This is a genomic window from Streptomyces sp. NPDC031265, from assembly GCF_055570295.1.
This window is the reverse complement of record NZ_JBVIHM010000051.1, coordinates 1-16,209: the sequence shown is the minus strand read 5'-3', so window position 1 is coordinate 16,209 and position 16,209 is coordinate 1. Positions and strand designations below refer to the sequence as shown.

Below are 16,209 nucleotides of genomic sequence, written 5' to 3'. Positions count from 1 at the left end.
ATCGTGGGTGCGCTCTTGCTTGGTCGGTATCTCGGCTAGCCGGAGTTCTCCCGCGTCCCGACGACCGCCCCACCGCTCGAAGTGACGCAGCACACGCCCCGGGCGCCCATTTCTGGACTGTCCGGGGCGTGGCATTTCGCAACCCTGATCACCAACCCATGGGGCGCCGGGTCACCGCCCGGTGCCGGAGAGAGGGACACCGCCGTATGGCCAACCACACCGTGAGCGAGACCAACTCTGTTCACGTGACCAGCGCCGACAGTTACCGCGTTTCGATCACGGGGTTACTCACCCCCGAACACGCGAACTTCGCGGTCATGGAAGAGACGATCAAGCCGGAGCACCGCCGCCCGGACGGGTACGGGCTCGCGCTGCTGGAATCGGAAGAGCACAGCGTGATGTACGTCGGTCCCGTCCAGCAGATCACCGAATACCAGGGCGCGAAGGAGACCGGCGGCGCCCCGCTGGACGTGACGCAGGGCGTCATGTACGACCGTTGGCCGCACGGGGAGGGGTGGAACGACTACATCCCCCGCAACACGTGGAACCCGGGCGGGGAAGGCATCATCACGTCGTTCGCCCACCCGCAGGGCGGCAAGGTCTACGTGTACGAGTACGTCAAGACCGACGACGACGGCAACCGCGTCCCCATGGTCACGCTCCACTGCGAACAGTGCCACAACATCTCTGAAGGCTTCGGGGGCGGCGGGGAGGGGGCGCGCGAGAACCGCGGCCCGCATGATCGGCGGTGGACCGCCCGCCTTGCCCGTATCCACATCCGCCGGCCCCAAGACGAGTGCCGGCCCACGGACCCCCGCTTCGCGGAGGCGGTCACCGCGGTCATGAACGCCGAAGACGGCGGTAACCGGCCGGTCGTGACGGCGGAGTCCAGTTGCGCGACCACGGGGGCGTGCTCGCGCATCCGTCACTTCCGCGCCGCCGCGGGCTGAAGGGGGCATCGACGTGTTGCGCAGGAACCGCCCCACCTACACCGTGACGGCCGAAGAGTTGTCACAGCCGGCCATTCCGCCCCCGACTCCGCCGCGCGAAGTCGTCGGGATCACGCTGGACGAACTCGCCGTGTTGGAGCGGGTGTTGCTCTACGCCCGCGAGCGCAAGCGTGCATGGGCCTATTCGGTGGGCACCCATGACACGGAGCTGATCGCGGAGCTGTACCGGCGGGCCGGCGCGGCCTCCGCGGTCGACCCGGACCCCGACCGGGCGCGCGTCCCGCTCTACCGCGACGAATTCGGGGAGCTGGAAGGCGCGATCCGCGACATTGAGCGATGCCACGGAGACCGCAAGGCCGAAGGGGAGGCGCGGCAACTGCTGAACCGCGTCAACGCCCTATTGGGGCAGGCTCGCGCGATCACCCACATGGGCGGTACGCCGGTCTTCACCCCCGACACCCCGCCGCCCCGCCCCGCGCTCTCCCCGCAGGACTGACCGAAACGTCCAGCGTTGTCGGTGGTGGTCGCTACTCTGCCGAGCATCCCCACGACTGCGGACACATGACGGGCCGCCCCCATTGGAGTTGGGGGCGGCCCGCTCCACATCATGACCCACCCACCCTGAGAGGAGATCCGTACATGCCCGACCCGGAGTTTGACCAGGAAGCCCCCTCCGCACAGTCCCCCGGCGCGCTCGCGGAGCGGCTGCGGGCGGACATCCTTCAAGCCCGTACCGCCTTCAGTCGCGCCCGCCTTCAGCACGGGGAGGGGAGCCCCCAATGGCGGGCGGCGGAAGAGCAGTGGAGCCCGCGCCAAGCGATCGTTGACGCGGTGGCCGAACAGCGCGGGGTGCGGCCCGAAGAGGTGGAACTGACCCGGGTGTCCGCACACCAACTGATCTCCGCCGCGCGGGCGGTCCGCTCGAAGGTCACGGCCGCCACCCCGGCCGCGGACTTCCTCGCTGCGACCGCCTTCCTTGACGCTCCGCCGGCTCCGGCCGGGGGACTCCCGGAGTGGAGTCCGGAACCGCCTTCCCGGTTCGTGCGCGTCGACCCTGCGGAGCTGGACGACGAACAGCGGCGGTGGCTCCCCGACCCGATCCCGGCAAACGTGCGGGTGCTGCGCTGTACGGCGTGCGGACAGATGCGGGCGGAGATCCCGGAGCGGGGTGTGGACCCATGGAAGGACCACGACGACGAATGCGCCGGGGAGCCCGACGAAGACGACGACGACCAGTAACCCCGCGCCAAGTACCGCCGTACGGCCCCCCGGAGGATTCCCCGGGGGGCCGTACGGGTGTTCGGCGTAGGGTCAACGCATGAGGACAGGGGGAATAGTGGGGCACCAATTGGCGGCCCCATGGGATCAGTTGCGAGACCTTCCCGGCTACGCGCTCCCCGGCGGCGGTGGGCTGTTGCTCGCCCTTGCGTTGATCGCGTACGCCATGAACGACAAGGGCGGCGGCCGTGGGCCGAACAAGGAACTGAACGAAGCGATAGAGCGGGCGGTGGGCGGGTTCTTCCGCACGATCGGCCGGTACGTCGCCGGCCGGGATCTCGCCGGCGAACCGCGCACCACGGCCACGTGGTGGCGCTCGGGGGTCCTGGTCGACGTCGCCGGCGGACCGGCCGCAGCGATCGGCGCCGCCTCCCCAACCCGCCCTCCCGCGTCCGTGGTGTCTCTGTCGAAGAAGTCCCCGGGGGCACTCGCTCGGGCCGCCCACGGGGCCGTGGTGCCCTTCGCGGCGGCATGGAGCGTCATAGCCAGCATGGGCCGCGCGCTCGCGGCATGGAGCCGTTGGCCGCACGCCGCGCGCTCCGCGGTCCGGCTCGCCCCCTTCGTCGCGGCGTGGGGACTGTGGCGCTTTCCCGAGCCGGCCCGACTCGCCCTGATCGGTGCGGGCGTGGTCGTGCTGCTGGTCGCATTCACCGGACCGGGCGGGCTCGGATGGTGGGAGCCGCGCCACCCCACGGATGACGAACTGTACGGACCGAGCGTGTTCGTGGCGGTCCGTCAAACCCTCCGACTGGAAGAGGGCGAGCGCCGCGAAAAGTGGGTGAACCTGTCCCCGGATCTTGCCGCGGACGGCGCCCGGATCGTGGTCCGCATTCCGGTGGCGTGGATGGGTGGCAAGGAAGCCATGTCGGCGCTTGACCACATCGTGGAAACCCGTGTCCCGGGTGAGTGGGTGGCCCATTGGGAGCGCACCGGACCCGAACACTACGCGACGTGGACACGGAAGCCCAAACCGGTGGAACGCCCGAAGCTCCCCGAATTCGTGGAATGGAAGTCGACCAGCAACCCGTATGAAGTCTTCGTGGGCTCCGCGATCGAAGACAACGCGATCGTGGATGCGATCGTTTACACCAAGACCGCGACCCCGCATTGGGGCGTGGCGGGTGACACCGGGTCGGGTAAATCAACCGTGCTGTATATCCCGATCGTTCACGCGCGACAGCACGGCGAATTGATTGACATTCTCGACACTAAGCGCAACAGCCTGATTGAAGCGGAAGGCCATTCGGGCGTGCGGGTCCACAAGACCGTGCGATCATGCATTGCCGCCTTCGCGGAATTCATGGTGTCCATGATGGCGGCGGAGGAAGCCCAAGGGAAATACGCGGCACCCGGCGCCCGGGATCAACTGATCCCGCGGACTCTCGTCATTGACGAACTCCCGACCCTGATCAAACTTGCTTATACGTGGTGGCGCCACGGCTTGAAGGGAAAGGGTGCTCCGCCCTTCCTCGAATGGTTTTCGATCATCCTTCTTCAGGGGCGTTCCAGTGACCACCGGATCGTGGTCGGTACGCAGCAATTCGCTAACACCTTCTTCGGTGGCACCATGGAGCGAAGCCAAATCGGAACCAAAATCATCGTGGGACAGCAAGACCGCGTTTCGTGGGGCGTGGCCTTCGGGCAGTCAACGCCGGTCGTCCATTACGACACCGACGTAAAGGGGCGCGGCGCCTACGCGGACAAGCGACAGTCCCCGGACGGCGAATACCTGTACGTGCGGGAGTTCCAGCCTTCTTACATCACGCCCCGGGTCGCGGAGCTGTTGGCCCAATGCCCTCCGGCGCCCGCATGGTTCGACCGCGGGGAAATGGCGCCGTGGATCACGGACGACGTCTTGGAAGAGGCGGACCTTACGACCGCGGTCCGCCGCTTCCTCCCCGGGGGCGAGTACGGACCGCTGTCACTTCCGGCTGTAACACCCGGGCACGGCGGGGGGAGCGGTGGGGGTTCACGCAGGTCGGAGCATGTGACAACCCCTCATGTGACCGCTCATGCCACAGCTCATGTGACAGTCTCCGTGGACTCCGAGCCGGCCGCCGCGAGCCCGGCGGAAGTCGCGGAGGAAGCGGCCTTGCCGGACACGTACTCACTCGCGGACGCGTGCGAGAAGGGTATTTTGCCGTGGAAGCACGGCACGGCACGGCAATACAAGACGCGGGCCGAAAAGCGGGGAATCAAGTTCCCCGAAGGGATCACGGACGGCCGTACGACGTACTACACCGAAGCCGAATTGAAAGAATGGCTTGCCCGCTATCAGGCGAGCACCGACAAGGGCTGATCGACAACCAAGGAAGGGGGCGCGGCGGTGTCGGAGGCGGAAACCCAACAACTCCCCGCGGTGCACTGCGAATACCTGACACCCGGTGGTGCGGATCTCGCGGACGCATTCACCGGTGAACAGCGGCGCGTCTTCGTCGTGCTGGACATGCAAAACGGCACTCTGCGCGCTCATGTGACGGAGCGGGTAAAGCCTCCGGTATTGGTCGGCGCGCTGTACTTCCTGCGGTGGCCTATCGCCCCGGTCACCAACGACCGCGCCAATTCTCTATTGGAAGAAATAGCGCCCCGGGCTGCGACCCTCATTCAGCGCGTGAACCTGCGGGCCGGCGGGGGAGTCCTATTCCCCACGGGGGTGGGATCAGCGATCGACCGTATTCAGATAGCGTGCGCCGCCACATGGGACGACCCCGCCCGACTCATGAAGGGGTGATCCGGTCCGGAAGTGCCGAAGGCTGCGGGGAGTCGACTCCCGGCGGTCTTCGGCATATCGGGCTCCGCCCTCCCGTGTCGCGCTGTGGTTGGGCCAGTAATTCCCTGACGATCCCTTCCGGCTTGCCGAAGGCGGAGGCGAGCACGGGAAACCAGCGCGCGGGGATCGCTTGGCGCCCCGTTTCGACGTCGCAATAGGTACTCGGCAGGATCGACAACGCTCCGGCCACGTCGACCGCCCGGAGCCCGGCCGCGGCCCGCAGAGAGCGCAGGGACGGCCCGCCGCATTCTTCGATCAGTTCCGAGACCGGCACGGAGAGAGCCGCGGCAATGCGCGCGAGCGTGTCCGGCCGTGGGAGCCCGGCGGAGGTCTCCCACGTGCTCACGGCACTTCGGGAGCACCCCAGGAATTCCGCGAAGTGCTGTTGCGTACGGAAGCCGCGCGCCGTTCGCAACTCTCGCAGTCGGGCGCCGCGTAGCCGTATCGACAAATCACCCTGGTCGTCATGCTGCATGGGCGAGCACTCTAGCGGGAGTGATCACCGCACACAGGAATGTCACAACGGGGTCCCGAGACTTCCGGACAGTTACGAACTTCTTTGACCTTGAACTACAGCGGGTTTAGGGTCGATCACCTGAACGAATGTGGCGACGGGGGGAGTTGCACACTCATGCCCACTTTGGGGCCGACCGCCCGAAAGCTGTTGGGTCTGCCCGATCCGGGGGATTGGGAGCGGAGGAAGGCGCGCAAGCGCCAGGGGAAGACGAAGGCCAAGACCGCCACCGCGGCCACCGCAGCGTTGCCCGCACAGCGGGCCGCAGCGAACCCGTGGGAGTCCGCCGCCGCCACCCTGAAGGCGCAGCAGACCGAGCCGGCCACCCCCTCCGCGCCCGTGTCGACGCTCGAACCCGCGCCCGCCTTACCTGCCGGCTCCGTGCCCTGGTCGACCGTTGACGAGAAGTCAGGAACCGCAGCGGTGCGCCGGCTCGGTCGCGGCGTGCTGTGGGCCGTGGTTGGGCTCGCCGTGATCACGGGCGTGCGCGCATGGGTCGTCCCGAACGACAGCGCCACGGAGTCGAACCCGACCCCGACCAAGACCGCGCCGGCGTACCCGAGCGACGAAGCGCAAGCCGTCGCCGGCCGCTTCGCCCGGCTGTACCTCACATGGGACGACGACGACCCCGACACCCGCGCCGCGGCTCTCGCGGCCGTACTGCCGAAGGACTCCGACCCCACCATGGGGTGGGACGGACACGGCCAACAAGACGTGCTTGCCGTACAGCCCGGCGCCGTCGTCACGGCCACGCAGGGGCAAGCCCGCGTCCGGGTGGACGTGCTGATCCGCACGACGGAGCAAGAGGGCACCCCGGCGGCGGGGAAGAAGAAGGCGACGCCCGCCAAGACCGCAGACCGGTGGATCGGCCTAGACGTGCCGGTCGTGAAGACCTCCGGCCAAGTCGTGGTCACCGGAGCGCCCGGCATGGTCGGCATGCCCACCAGTGGGCCGGAGGCGCCGGAGCTGAAGACCCCCGAAACGGACGCGACCTTCGCACAGCAGACCGCGGACACCGTGGACACCTTCTTCAAGGCGTACGCCGGCGGTGACACCGCAACCGTCACCGCGCCCGGCGCCACGGTCCCGCCGTTGCCGTCCGGCGTTGCGCTGGTCGGTGTGACGTCGTGGACCGCGGACGCGGGCAAGGGCGACGACCGCACCGGAACCGCCCACGTCACATGGCGACTTGGCGGCGCCCAAGTCGAACAGACATACCGCATTGAATTGACTCGTGTCGCCTCCGCGGATGCGCAGCGGTGGCAGGTGGCCAACATCCACGGGGGCGCGGCGTGAGACTCCCGCCGCCTCCCGCTTTCCATCCGTCCCGCACCAAGGGGGAACAGTGCACAGCCTGATACTCGCGGCGCCGCTCACGGACGGCTCCGAACTCAAGACGTGGGTTCTGCTGGTCGTGGGGAACCTCTTTGCGGCATGGCTCGGGGTCCGCGCCTTCCGCCACTTCGTGAAGGACGATTGGGGCGGCATGATCACCATGGCCGTGGGCGCCGTCTTCGTCGCCGGTCTGGTCTGGTTCCCGGACGCGGCTCGCGGTCTGCTCGAAGGGCTGTGGGGCAAGGTCACGGGGACAGCATGAGAGCCGGCACCACCTACACCCGGCACTTCGACTTGGAGACCCGACAGCATGAGCTGTTGGGGATCGATCTCGGGGAGGGCACGCCCCGCCGGACACTGATCCTCGGCTTCGTGCTCTACCTCATGTGGACCGGCGGACTACTGCTGATCCTCGGCATACCGGGCAAGGTCACGTTCACGCTCTACTTCCTCCCGCCGCTGCTGGTCGCCATTTTCGGCACGCAGCGCAGCCGGAGGAATGAGCGCCGCTGGAACATCACCTATTGGGCGCTCACGGTCCGATACATCGCACTCGGACACCGCCCGATCATCTGCGGCGGCCGGCGCTCCGCCGCCCGTGTCGAGTGGATTCCGCGGCGGGCTCGCATGGCCGGCCGCGGCGGCGCACTGCGCCCGGGGCGGGAAGTGACCGGGGAGGCAGGCGCCACCCCGGCGCCGCTCGCCGGCGCCCCGCTCCGGCTGGACGCTCGCCCCCGGCTGTACGGGCCGGATGCGGTCTTCAAAGCCCGCGGGCGCCGCGGCGGCAAGACGACGACGGGGAAGACGGGGAAGGCATGAAGGTTCTTCAGCGGGTGGGCGACTTCCTGGGGGTGGGTGGCGACCGTTCCGCGGAGCCGGCGCAATACGTCGCGCTCGCGGACGGGCTGATCATCACCAGCGACCACGCCGAAGCGTGGTTCACCCTGGCCAGCAGTAACACGGATCTGATGACGGAGTCCGCGCGGGACACTGAATTGGATCAGGCGAGCGGGGCACTGGCGAAGATCCTTGCCGGGTCGGATTGCCACCTGAAGGTGTTGTGGTCCCCCCTGAACGCTGCGGACTACATGGACGAAGCCGCGGCGCTCTTCACCTCCGGTGACTGGCAGGGGTGGGCCGGTATGCGGGTGGACCGGTTGGACCAAATCGCGCTCCCCACCCGGCACTTGCTGTTGGGCGTACGGATCGCGGACCGCGGCGGACAGGGAGGCGGGCGCCGCATTCAAGAGGGCTTCGGGATCGCACCCACTGGAGTGGGGACGCGGGAACTCGCCCGGCTGGACGCGATCATGCGCCGGCTCGGTCGGAGGCTCGAAACCACGCCGTGGCGGGCGCAGCCGGCTGCGGTCGAAATGCTCGCGTGGATGATCGCGCGGGAACAGCATCGCGCCACGCCCCTGCCCTCCCCGACCCGCGGCATGATCTCCGGCGCGAAGTTGGCGGCGCTCACGCGCGGGCGCATCCTGCCGTACCCGGATCACCTGCGGGTCATGGGCCGCGACGGCGAGCCGGCCGCATGGGCGTCCATCCTGACTATGAGCGGCTTCCCGGAGCGCATGGAGTCGCCCGGCAACGGGGAGTGGCTGCGGACCCTGTCCGAGATCACCTATGTGCCCGACATAGATGAAAGCGAACTCGGGAGCGAGATCGACCCGGCGAGCCTGATACTCCCGGTCTCTCCGGAAGCCTCCGTCCGCTTCCGAGTCATGGTCAAGCGCGACGCCATGAAGAAGGCGGATGAAGCGCGCCGGCTCGCCAAGGAACAGCGGCGGTCCGCCTCCCAGCACTCCGCGGAGGACCCGGGGCGCGCGATCGAAGAAACCGAAGTCGTCATGGCGGATCTGATCCGCGACATGGGCCGCGAAGACGTGACCCTGGTCGAAGATCACCCGCGCCTGATCGTAACCAGCACGACCGGCCTTGAAGACCTCCGGGCGCGTGTCGACGCGGTGGTTACCCATTACGGGGGACTCGGGATTGAGATCGGGGTGGGCGAAGAAGAACAGCGGGAGTTGTGGTTGGAGACCCAACCCGGCGACCAACTTCGGGTGCCCGATGTGGGGCATACCCGCGACGTGACCGCGCTCGCCGGGTCCTGGTGGTGGGGCGGCGCGAAGGTCGGGGACGACGTGGGGCCGATCGTCGGATACCTCACCGGGTCCACGCCCGGGATCTTCCGGAATGACGTCACGATCGGGTCCGAGAAGGGCGACGCGACCACGACCGCGTTCATCGGTCGGTCCGGCCGCGGCAAGACCACGGCAATGATGCTGTCCATGCTGGACGCGGCCTTCCGGGGCGCGTTCGTGCTCGCGCTGGACTTCAAGGGCGACTTGGGCGGGGTTGTGACCGCCGGCAAGCGCTTCGGGCTCAACTCCCACTTGATCGAAACCGGCCCGCGGTTCTCGGGGGTCGCGGATCTCTTCCGGCTGTTGGACAAGGAGGGGAGCGAGCGGGCGCAGATCGAAGTACCCGCCCAACTCGGCATTGCGATGCCGCCCCACCTGCGAGCCCGCGGCGCGGAGACCCCCGTTCAGCACGCCGTGAACGCCGTGATTGCGACCGGGGAGCCGGCCACGTGGAAGGTGATTGACTTCCTGCGCCGCTCCGAAGACGACTTGGCGCGCGAGACCGGCGAAGCGCTGTACGAACTCGGACAGACCGCGATCGGTGCCCCGTTCATGGGTCGCCCGGCCGAAGGCGCCGCCCCGCTCACCCCCGAGCCCGGCATATGGGTGGTGCAGATCCCGGGGTTGTCCCTGCCCGGAACAGCCGACGACCGCGAAGACTGGAACGTCCTTCAGCGCATGTCGGTGGCGCTCATGCACAGCATGTTGGCGTACGGGATCACCACGGCCGGCCGCAAAGACCTGCGGGGACTCCGCAAGGCGGTCTGCGTGCCGGAAGTGCACGTCTTGACCGCCACCAAGGAGGGATCGGCCTTCTTGGAGTACATCGCGCGAGTGGGCCGCGCGCTGTCCACGGCGCTGCTGCTGGACACGCAGGACCCCGAATCGCTCGCGCGGCTGGTCGGTGTGATTGAGCAATTGACCACGGTCGTGGGCTTCCAGTTGACCAACCCGCGGCAACAAGACGCGCTTGCCGAAATGCTCGGTCTGCCTCCGGGCAAGCACACCCGCGGCTTGCTCCAATCCATTGGCCTGAACCCGGACGGCGAGATCCGCCACGGTCACGCGATCATCCGTGACCGCCGCTTCAACTCCGCGACCGCCCAATGGGACATCCCCACCACGGAGTTGCTGGCACTGCTGGACACCACCCCGCGCGCCGATCCGGTCGACGCGGAGCCCGGCGACGTCGACCACGCCCCCCAGGAGGTACCCGCATGATCCGCCGCACCGCCGCACCCGCCTTACTGCTCGCGGCCGGTCTCGCGCTCGCCGGGTGCTCCGGGGACGGTTCGAAGGACGACGACGCGGGCGGGGCGAAGAAGGACCCGGCCGCCGCGGCGCTCGCGGTCGCCAAGGAGTATCAGCAAGCGGCCAACAGGCTGGATTGGCGCCGGGCGTGTGAGCTGTCCACGGCCGCCCTGCGGCGCGGCTCGGTCGACCAGTGCGCCGCGCGGAACGTCGGTCCCGAGACCGCCACGCCCACCGCCTCCGCGCCCGCGTCCGAGTCGCCCACTGCGACGGTTTCCCCGCCCACGTACGCGGACGGGTCGACCCCGGACGCGCTTCCGTCCAAGACCGCCACGCCGGGACCCGATCGGGCATCCACGGGACCGGTGACGGTCTCCGGGAAGCCGGTCAAGGTCCCGGCCGCCGGCGACCACCCGGCCGGGTTCGGGGTGCTGCTCACCTACACCGTGACGTGGCCCGACGACACCAGCACGTCCCGTAAGGCGGTGCGCGTCGTCCCGGTGGGTGGGGCGTGGCGGGTCGACCAGCGCGAAGACGTCCAAGACGGCGACATGGGGCACGGCGACCCGATCACGGCCGCCCTGTCCGGGGGGTAAGTGTGCTGATCAAACAGGCGCCGCGGCTGCGCAGCGTGGCTATACCGATCATGTTCGCGCTCACCACGCTTGTGGTGCTCGCGCATCCTGCCCACGCAGCCGATATCGACCCGGTGGGCATCGGGGATCTGTTGCCCTCCCCGGACAGCAAGGTCCCCAAAGGCGAAGGGACCATGTATGAGACCTACAACAACCCGGGCTTGTGGCAGCTAGACAGCGACTTCGGTAAATGGGACATTTTGGACCCCATGGCGGAGATCATCGCAGATGTCTGCATGGCGCTGATCACGGTCATCGGGCAAGCGTGCGTCGTCATCACGCAATGGATCTTCCAACTCACCTCCGTGCCCGCTCTCGAAGACGCGTTGACGAACAGCATCGGGGGCGCCGCCAAGGGGCTGTCCGCCACGCTGTTGCCGACCGCGCTCGCGGTGGGCGGGTTCGTCGCCTTCACCAAGCACAAGGAAGGCGGAGGCGGCGGCGGGCTCGGTCAAATCGCATGGGTGCTGATCTCCGGCGTGGTCTCGGTCTCGCTGCTGCAAAGCCCCGGGGTGTGGGTGGACGGAGTCGACTCCACTCGCCAAATCGGCGCGAACATCGCACTGTCCGCCACGTCCGAAGGGATCGGCGGAGGCGCCGAAGACTTCCCCTTCAAGATGGACCACAAGCCCCAATACTCCGGCTCCGGCCGTGACGACATGCTGCGCAAAAGCTCTGACGCAGTGTGGCGGGGGTACGTCGCAACGCCCTGGTGTCTCGCTGAGTTCGGGTCCTTCGAAGTCTGCGAGAAGTACGGGCCGGAGCTGCTGAATCAGGGTCCGTCGAAGGATGACCGCAAGGAGTGGTTGCAAGACAACGTCACAGACGAAGCGGTCGGTGGGGACTCTGTGAAGTGGCGGCAAGGCCACTCCCCGGTGCAACGGATCATGGTCACCCTGCCTGCCCTGGTCGTGATCCTGATCTTCGCTGTACTGGTTCTCTCGCTCGCCTTCGCGTCGATCGCGTCCCTACTCGGGGCGCTCATGCTCCTAGTCGCCGGCGTCTTCTTCGCCTGCCTATGGGTGATCCCCGGCCGCCCCCGCGAGTGGGGCGTGCGCTGGTTCGATCAGCTCTTGGGGCTCACCCTTCAATCGTTCATCGTGACCATGGTTCTCGGCTGCGTGCTGGTCGTCCAAGTCGCCACCACGCAGATGTTCGGCGTATACGGGTGGGCGCCTTCCTCCGGCCTGTCGATCGCGGCGGCCATCATGGCGTTCCGCTTCCGCAAGATCATTGAAGCGATCGTGGGCGTCAACGGCAGCATGACCGCCGGCGGCGGGATGGTGCTCGGGATGCTGCTGTCCCGCGGCATGAACCGCTCGCTCCCGTCCGGCAACCGGGACCGGGGCGGCATCCCCCGCCCGCCGGTAAGCCTCCCGAGAAGGCGCCGCGGACCCGGTGGCGGCGGTGGCGGCGGAGGTGGGGGCGACCCGTTGCCGACCGGCGGCGGAGGCGACGACCACGGGATAACCATCACGCGCGTGCCCTACCGCCGGCCCACACCCCCACCACTCCCCGCCCCTGGTGGCGGCGGCGGAGCCGGCGACGGGACCCGCCCGGCACTCCCCGCCGGCACCCGACCGGACCCCGGGACCACCATCACCGTGGACCGCCCGGACACCGCGAACACGTCGACCACGCGCCCCGCCCCGGTGACCGCTCCGCGCCCGCGTCCAGCCCTTCCCGGCGGCGCTACAGCGCCCACCGCGGACGGCTCCGGAGGTACAGCCACGGCCACGCTCCCGCCCGGCACACGGCCCACCACGGCCGCCCGCCCCGCGAGCACCGGACCGGCACCCCAGACCTTCCGCACAGCCCCACAACCCGGCGAGCCCGGACCGAAGTTGATTCAGGCGAAGGTGATCCGGTCCACCCCCAACGGCCCACCGCCGCGCCCCAACCCGCCCGGACCGAAGGGGCACGTCACCCAACCCCCGCCCCCTCCGCGGGCCGCAGCGCCCGCCACCCGCCGCCCGGAGCCCCCTCCGGCGCCGCGGAACACCCCCCGGCCGCGAGACAACTAGGGGCACGCCATGGCCAAGGAAGAGGAGAGAACCCCACAGGAGTGGCGCGAACTGCTGCGCGGTTCGTACGACTACCCCGAAGAGATCGAAGAGGCGCCCCGCCGCAAGCGCCGCCGGCTGCGCCGCGCCCACCGTGCCGCGGAGCGCGAGCGCACCACGCAGTGGATCAGCGACCAGCGGCGCCGGGACCCGCTTCGACCCGGCGCCGCCCTTCTGATCGTGGCCGCGGTGCTGGTCGCCGGCGCGCTCGCGCGGTACGGCCCGAACCTCTTCGACGGAGGCGACGACCGCGGCAGAAACGTCACGGCCACCGCCTCCGCGAGCCCGTCCACCGACCAGGGCACGCAGCCGGACAGCTCCCCGAGCGCGTCCGCCTCCGCGTCCCCGAGCCCGTCCGCCTCCGTCGATCTGAGCAAGCCGGACACCGTGGCCAAGGAGTGGGCGCGGCTGTACCTCACCCGGAACCCGCCCGTGGACAACGACCACGGCGCGGCCGTACGACGGGCGGCGCCGTACTCCATGCCGGCGCTCACGGAGAACTTGGCGAACAGCAGCGACCCGGCATGGAACCGTCTCGTGAGCAACGGCGGGGTGAGCACGGTCGGCGCGATCACGGTCAAGCCGGCCGGAGGCGACTTGCCACCGGACACCCCGCTTCGGGTGTGGCGCACGGTCACGGCCACGGTCAAGGTGACCGGCTACACCGACTACACCGAAAAGACCACCGTTCAGGCGGAGTTGACCAACACGGGTGACGGGTGGCTGGTGTCCCGGGTCGTGGGGGTTTGAGGGGTGGACGGACGCGACGCACTGAGCGCCGCCGCGAATCTCGGGGGGACATGGGTCAAGATCAAGGTGGGCGCCGTCGCTGCGGTCGTCTTCCTGGTCTTCCTGTTTGTCGTTGGGATCTTCAGCGGCGGATCGGCCGGAAAAGCCTACGCGGATTCCTGCGGAGGGCGCGGACAGCCCGGCGCAGACCTAGGCGAAGACGCGGGCGGAGGAAATGCCCAACAGCCCGGCGGGGATCTCCGGAAAAAGCAGATAGAAAACGCCAAGATAATTGACGGAGTGGCCGAAGATAAAGGGCTGTCCGGTCGGGCAACGCTTATCGCATTGGCGACCGCACTTCAGGAATCGACCCTTCTCAATATCGACTATGGGGACGCGAATTCGGTCGGGCTCTTCCAGCAACAGCCCCCGTGGTGGGGCACCAAAGAACAAATAATGAAGCCCGAATATGCGGCCACCGCGTTTTTCTTCGGAGGCAAAAACGGGAGTCCGCGCGGGTTGACGGATGTCAAGGGGTGGGAGTCCATGCCGCTGTGGAAAGCCGCCGCGGCCGTACAGCATCCCGCGAAGGAATACGAACAGCTCTACGCCGGCCAAGAGGACGCGGCCCGCGAGATTGCTCGGGAAGCCGGGATCGACCTAGACCGAGCCGGCACCGGTGACAACGGCTCCGACCAGGGAGAAGACCAGGGCGACGCGGCCACCGGTGACGACGCGGGGGAGTGCTACGACGAAGCCGGCGCCGGAACGGGCAAGCCGGGCGAAGCCTTCCACGACGGCAACGCCGATTGGCCCGCCTACGTCAAAAACCCGCGCTCCACTGCGGACGCTATCGCATGGGCAGAGAATGAGGCAAAGACCGGCGGTAAGGATTGGTATCGCGCCTGTCTCGCCTTCGTTGCCCAATCCTACGGCTGGTCGTATTCCGGCGTGAATTACGCGATAGACCATTACAAAGAAATGCCCGACAGTCAAAAACACGACGGGGACAGGAAACCCCCGCCCGGCGCTCTCATGTATTGGGATACGGGCCACCGTGCGGGACACGTAGCCATTTACTTGGGCGACGGAAAGATAGCGAGCAATGACATTAAGCGGGTCGGCTATATTGACATAGTCCCCGCAACGGATATCGAGACGAAATGGGGCGCTACTTACTTGGGGTGGGCTCCGCCTTATTTCCCTGCGGGTGGATGAACGGAGAAATGCAGATGATTGACCCCGAGAGCATCCCCCCGACACCGGTCTACGTCATCACCCTTACGGCCAACGGTGCGCACATCAATGGCGAGCCCGTCCAGTCTCCGCCGGGGGATGCGGACGCGGCGCGGGTCGCTGCGCTCGCGGAGATAAAGGTGAAAGCCGCATTTGCGGGGCGGCCGGTTAGGGTCGTGGCCAAGGAAATTGACGGCTCGGCATGGCCCATGATCGTGGACGGGGACGGGACCGTGATCACCCTGTCCGCGCCGCACCCGGCGCCGGCGCCTGCCCCACAGCCGGCCGCGCCGTACGCCCCTGCCCCACACCCGCCGGTCCGCCATGCCCCACAACCTCCGGCCACCCTCCCGCCCGCGTCATCCATGCCCCACACCCCCGGACCGCCCCCGGCGCCCGCCCCACAGCCCCCGCCGCCGCCGGTACCGGCCCCCATGCCCCACGCAGCAGCGGGCACCCCGCCGCCGCCCACTGCTGCCGCACAGCCGGCCGTGGGGTGGACCACGCCCCTACCGGCCGCCTATGAGCCGTTCATGGGCCGTCTGCGGGCCGCGGAGCAAGCCGGAGACCTCCCGGCCGCGGTCGTGCTCGCGGATCAGCTAGAGCAAGCCCTAGAAGGCACGTACGGCCCCCTGCACCCGTACACCGTGAACATGCTCACGCTGCGGGCCACGCTCACCACCCGCCAAGGGGTCGACTGGTTCGACACGGTGGAACTACTCACCCGCACCGCCCTGCGCCGGGACGAAGCCGGCGCCCACCCGGCGAGCGAGACCAGGACGACCGCCCGCAACGCCCACGCCGCATGGAAGCGGCTCTCTCTCGAAGATCCCGAAGGCGCCATGGAGTTGTGCGAATCCGTGGTGAAAATGCTCACCCACTTCGGGGAAGAGCGCCGCACGCAAGATATCTTGAAATGGGTAGAGCAAACCCGCATGGGTTCCCGCTAGTTCGGGTACTCTCATTTATGGATAGGGAATTGATGACCCTTCAGAAATGAGGGTCAATCAGAATTGAATTGCCGGGCGTGAATTCACCGCCCGGCATTCATTTTCCCCCGGCGAGTCCGAGCCCTTGACCATGCGCATGGTGGGGCATGCCCCACACTCCCCCCGCCGGTCAAAATTCATCCCATGATCCAATCTTTGCCCGATGCGCACATACGCACATGCGCATGGTCTGACCTGCGGTTATGCACTTAGCGCCGGGGTGCGAAGCACACCGCCCCGGGAGCCCGGACCGCGGCAGCGGGCCGCCTTCGGTGGGACACTGCGAAGCAGGGTCAGCCCAGGGGGCGG

Annotated in this window: 15 protein-coding genes; 14 read left to right on the top strand and 1 reads right to left on the bottom strand. The window is 68.3% G+C overall.

Going from position 1 to position 16,209, the window contains the following annotated elements; translation table 11 throughout:
- Positions 1-206: 206 nt before the first annotated feature.
- The 5 genes from ACZ499_RS38875 to ACZ499_RS38855 all read left to right on the top strand — a co-directional run bounded on the left by ACZ499_RS38875 (position 207) and on the right by ACZ499_RS38855 (position 4,959).
- Complete coding sequence (locus ACZ499_RS38875; RefSeq protein ID WP_468681785.1) at positions 207-950, top strand: hypothetical protein; 744 nt, start codon at positions 207-209, stop codon at positions 948-950.
- A gap of 13 nt (positions 951-963) precedes the next feature.
- Positions 964-1,446, top strand: a complete 483-nt coding sequence (locus tag ACZ499_RS38870; RefSeq protein WP_468681783.1) for a hypothetical protein — start codon at positions 964-966, stop codon at positions 1,444-1,446.
- A 143-nt stretch (positions 1,447-1,589) separates the two neighbouring features.
- Positions 1,590-2,189 carry a hypothetical protein gene (locus ACZ499_RS38865; protein ID WP_468681781.1) on the top strand — a complete coding sequence of 200 codons (600 nt, stop codon included), beginning with the start codon at positions 1,590-1,592 and terminating at the stop codon, positions 2,187-2,189.
- Positions 2,190-2,394: 205 nt separating this feature from the next.
- On the top strand, positions 2,395-4,527 hold the full coding sequence (locus ACZ499_RS38860) for a type IV secretory system conjugative DNA transfer family protein (protein WP_468681779.1): 2,133 nt from the start codon (positions 2,395-2,397) through the stop codon (positions 4,525-4,527).
- A gap of 27 nt (positions 4,528-4,554) precedes the next feature.
- On the top strand, positions 4,555-4,959 hold the full coding sequence (locus tag ACZ499_RS38855) for a hypothetical protein (protein WP_468681777.1): 405 nt from the start codon (positions 4,555-4,557) through the stop codon (positions 4,957-4,959).
- On the opposite strand, the gene ACZ499_RS38850 is transcribed toward ACZ499_RS38855, so the two are convergent.
- Complete coding sequence (locus ACZ499_RS38850) at positions 4,946-5,473, bottom strand: helix-turn-helix domain-containing protein (RefSeq protein WP_468681775.1); 528 nt, start codon at positions 5,471-5,473, stop codon at positions 4,946-4,948. The two genes, ACZ499_RS38855 and ACZ499_RS38850, sit on opposite strands and share 14 nt — an antisense overlap.
- A 156-nt stretch (positions 5,474-5,629) precedes the next feature.
- Between ACZ499_RS38850 and ACZ499_RS38845 the strand changes: the two genes are divergently transcribed.
- The 9 genes from ACZ499_RS38845 (at position 5,630) to ACZ499_RS38805 (ending at position 15,861) form a co-directional block, all read left to right on the top strand.
- Positions 5,630-6,808 (top strand): conjugal transfer protein, encoded by a 1,179-nt coding sequence (locus tag ACZ499_RS38845; RefSeq protein ID WP_468681773.1) that lies wholly within the window; start codon positions 5,630-5,632, stop codon positions 6,806-6,808.
- Between the two features lie 49 nt (positions 6,809-6,857).
- Positions 6,858-7,109 carry a hypothetical protein gene (locus ACZ499_RS38840; protein ID WP_468681771.1) on the top strand — a complete coding sequence of 84 codons (252 nt, stop codon included), beginning with the start codon at positions 6,858-6,860 and terminating at the stop codon, positions 7,107-7,109.
- On the top strand, positions 7,106-7,666 hold the full coding sequence (locus tag ACZ499_RS38835; RefSeq protein ID WP_468681769.1) for a hypothetical protein: 561 nt from the start codon (positions 7,106-7,108) through the stop codon (positions 7,664-7,666). The genes ACZ499_RS38840 and ACZ499_RS38835 overlap by 4 nt, the downstream gene beginning before the upstream one ends.
- Positions 7,663-10,218: an ATP-binding protein gene (locus tag ACZ499_RS38830; RefSeq protein ID WP_468681767.1), complete on the top strand. Its 2,556-nt coding sequence runs from the start codon at positions 7,663-7,665 to the stop codon at positions 10,216-10,218. Before ACZ499_RS38835 ends, ACZ499_RS38830 begins: the two co-directional genes overlap by 4 nt.
- Complete coding sequence (locus tag ACZ499_RS38825; protein ID WP_468681766.1) at positions 10,215-10,844, top strand: hypothetical protein; 630 nt, start codon at positions 10,215-10,217, stop codon at positions 10,842-10,844. The genes ACZ499_RS38830 and ACZ499_RS38825 overlap by 4 nt, the downstream gene beginning before the upstream one ends.
- A 2-nt stretch (positions 10,845-10,846) precedes the next feature.
- Positions 10,847-12,907 (top strand): hypothetical protein, encoded by a 2,061-nt coding sequence (locus ACZ499_RS38820; protein WP_468681764.1) that lies wholly within the window; start codon positions 10,847-10,849, stop codon positions 12,905-12,907.
- A gap of 9 nt (positions 12,908-12,916) precedes the next feature.
- A complete protein-coding gene (locus tag ACZ499_RS38815; protein ID WP_468681762.1) occupies positions 12,917-13,696 on the top strand; it encodes a hypothetical protein in 780 nt (259 codons plus the stop codon).
- A gap of 3 nt (positions 13,697-13,699) precedes the next feature.
- Positions 13,700-14,893: a C40 family peptidase gene (locus tag ACZ499_RS38810; protein WP_468681761.1), complete on the top strand. Its 1,194-nt coding sequence runs from the start codon at positions 13,700-13,702 to the stop codon at positions 14,891-14,893.
- A gap of 551 nt (positions 14,894-15,444) precedes the next feature.
- A complete protein-coding gene (locus ACZ499_RS38805) occupies positions 15,445-15,861 on the top strand; it encodes a hypothetical protein (RefSeq protein ID WP_468681758.1) in 417 nt (138 codons plus the stop codon).
- Positions 15,862-16,209 lie beyond the last annotated feature (348 nt).

Bases quoted from the DNA above. Each gene is read 5' to 3' on its own strand.
- ACZ499_RS38875 (WP_468681785.1), top strand. From the start codon at position 207: ATGGCCAACCACACCGTGAGCGAGACCAACTCTGTTCACGTGACCAGC.
- ACZ499_RS38865 (WP_468681781.1), top strand. From the start codon at position 1,590: ATGCCCGACCCGGAGTTTGACCAGGAAGCCCCCTCCGCACAGTCCCCC.
- ACZ499_RS38860 (WP_468681779.1), top strand. From the start codon at position 2,395: ATGAACGACAAGGGCGGCGGCCGTGGGCCGAACAAGGAACTGAACGAA.
- ACZ499_RS38850 (WP_468681775.1), bottom strand. From the start codon at position 5,473: ATGCAGCATGACGACCAGGGTGATTTGTCGATACGGCTACGCGGCGCC.
- ACZ499_RS38845 (WP_468681773.1), top strand. From the start codon at position 5,630: ATGCCCACTTTGGGGCCGACCGCCCGAAAGCTGTTGGGTCTGCCCGAT.
- ACZ499_RS38835 (WP_468681769.1), top strand. From the start codon at position 7,106: ATGAGAGCCGGCACCACCTACACCCGGCACTTCGACTTGGAGACCCGA.
- ACZ499_RS38830 (WP_468681767.1), top strand. From the start codon at position 7,663: ATGAAGGTTCTTCAGCGGGTGGGCGACTTCCTGGGGGTGGGTGGCGAC.
- ACZ499_RS38825 (WP_468681766.1), top strand. From the start codon at position 10,215: ATGATCCGCCGCACCGCCGCACCCGCCTTACTGCTCGCGGCCGGTCTC.
- ACZ499_RS38815 (WP_468681762.1), top strand. From the start codon at position 12,917: ATGGCCAAGGAAGAGGAGAGAACCCCACAGGAGTGGCGCGAACTGCTG.
- ACZ499_RS38805 (WP_468681758.1), top strand. From the start codon at position 15,445: ATGGGCCGTCTGCGGGCCGCGGAGCAAGCCGGAGACCTCCCGGCCGCG.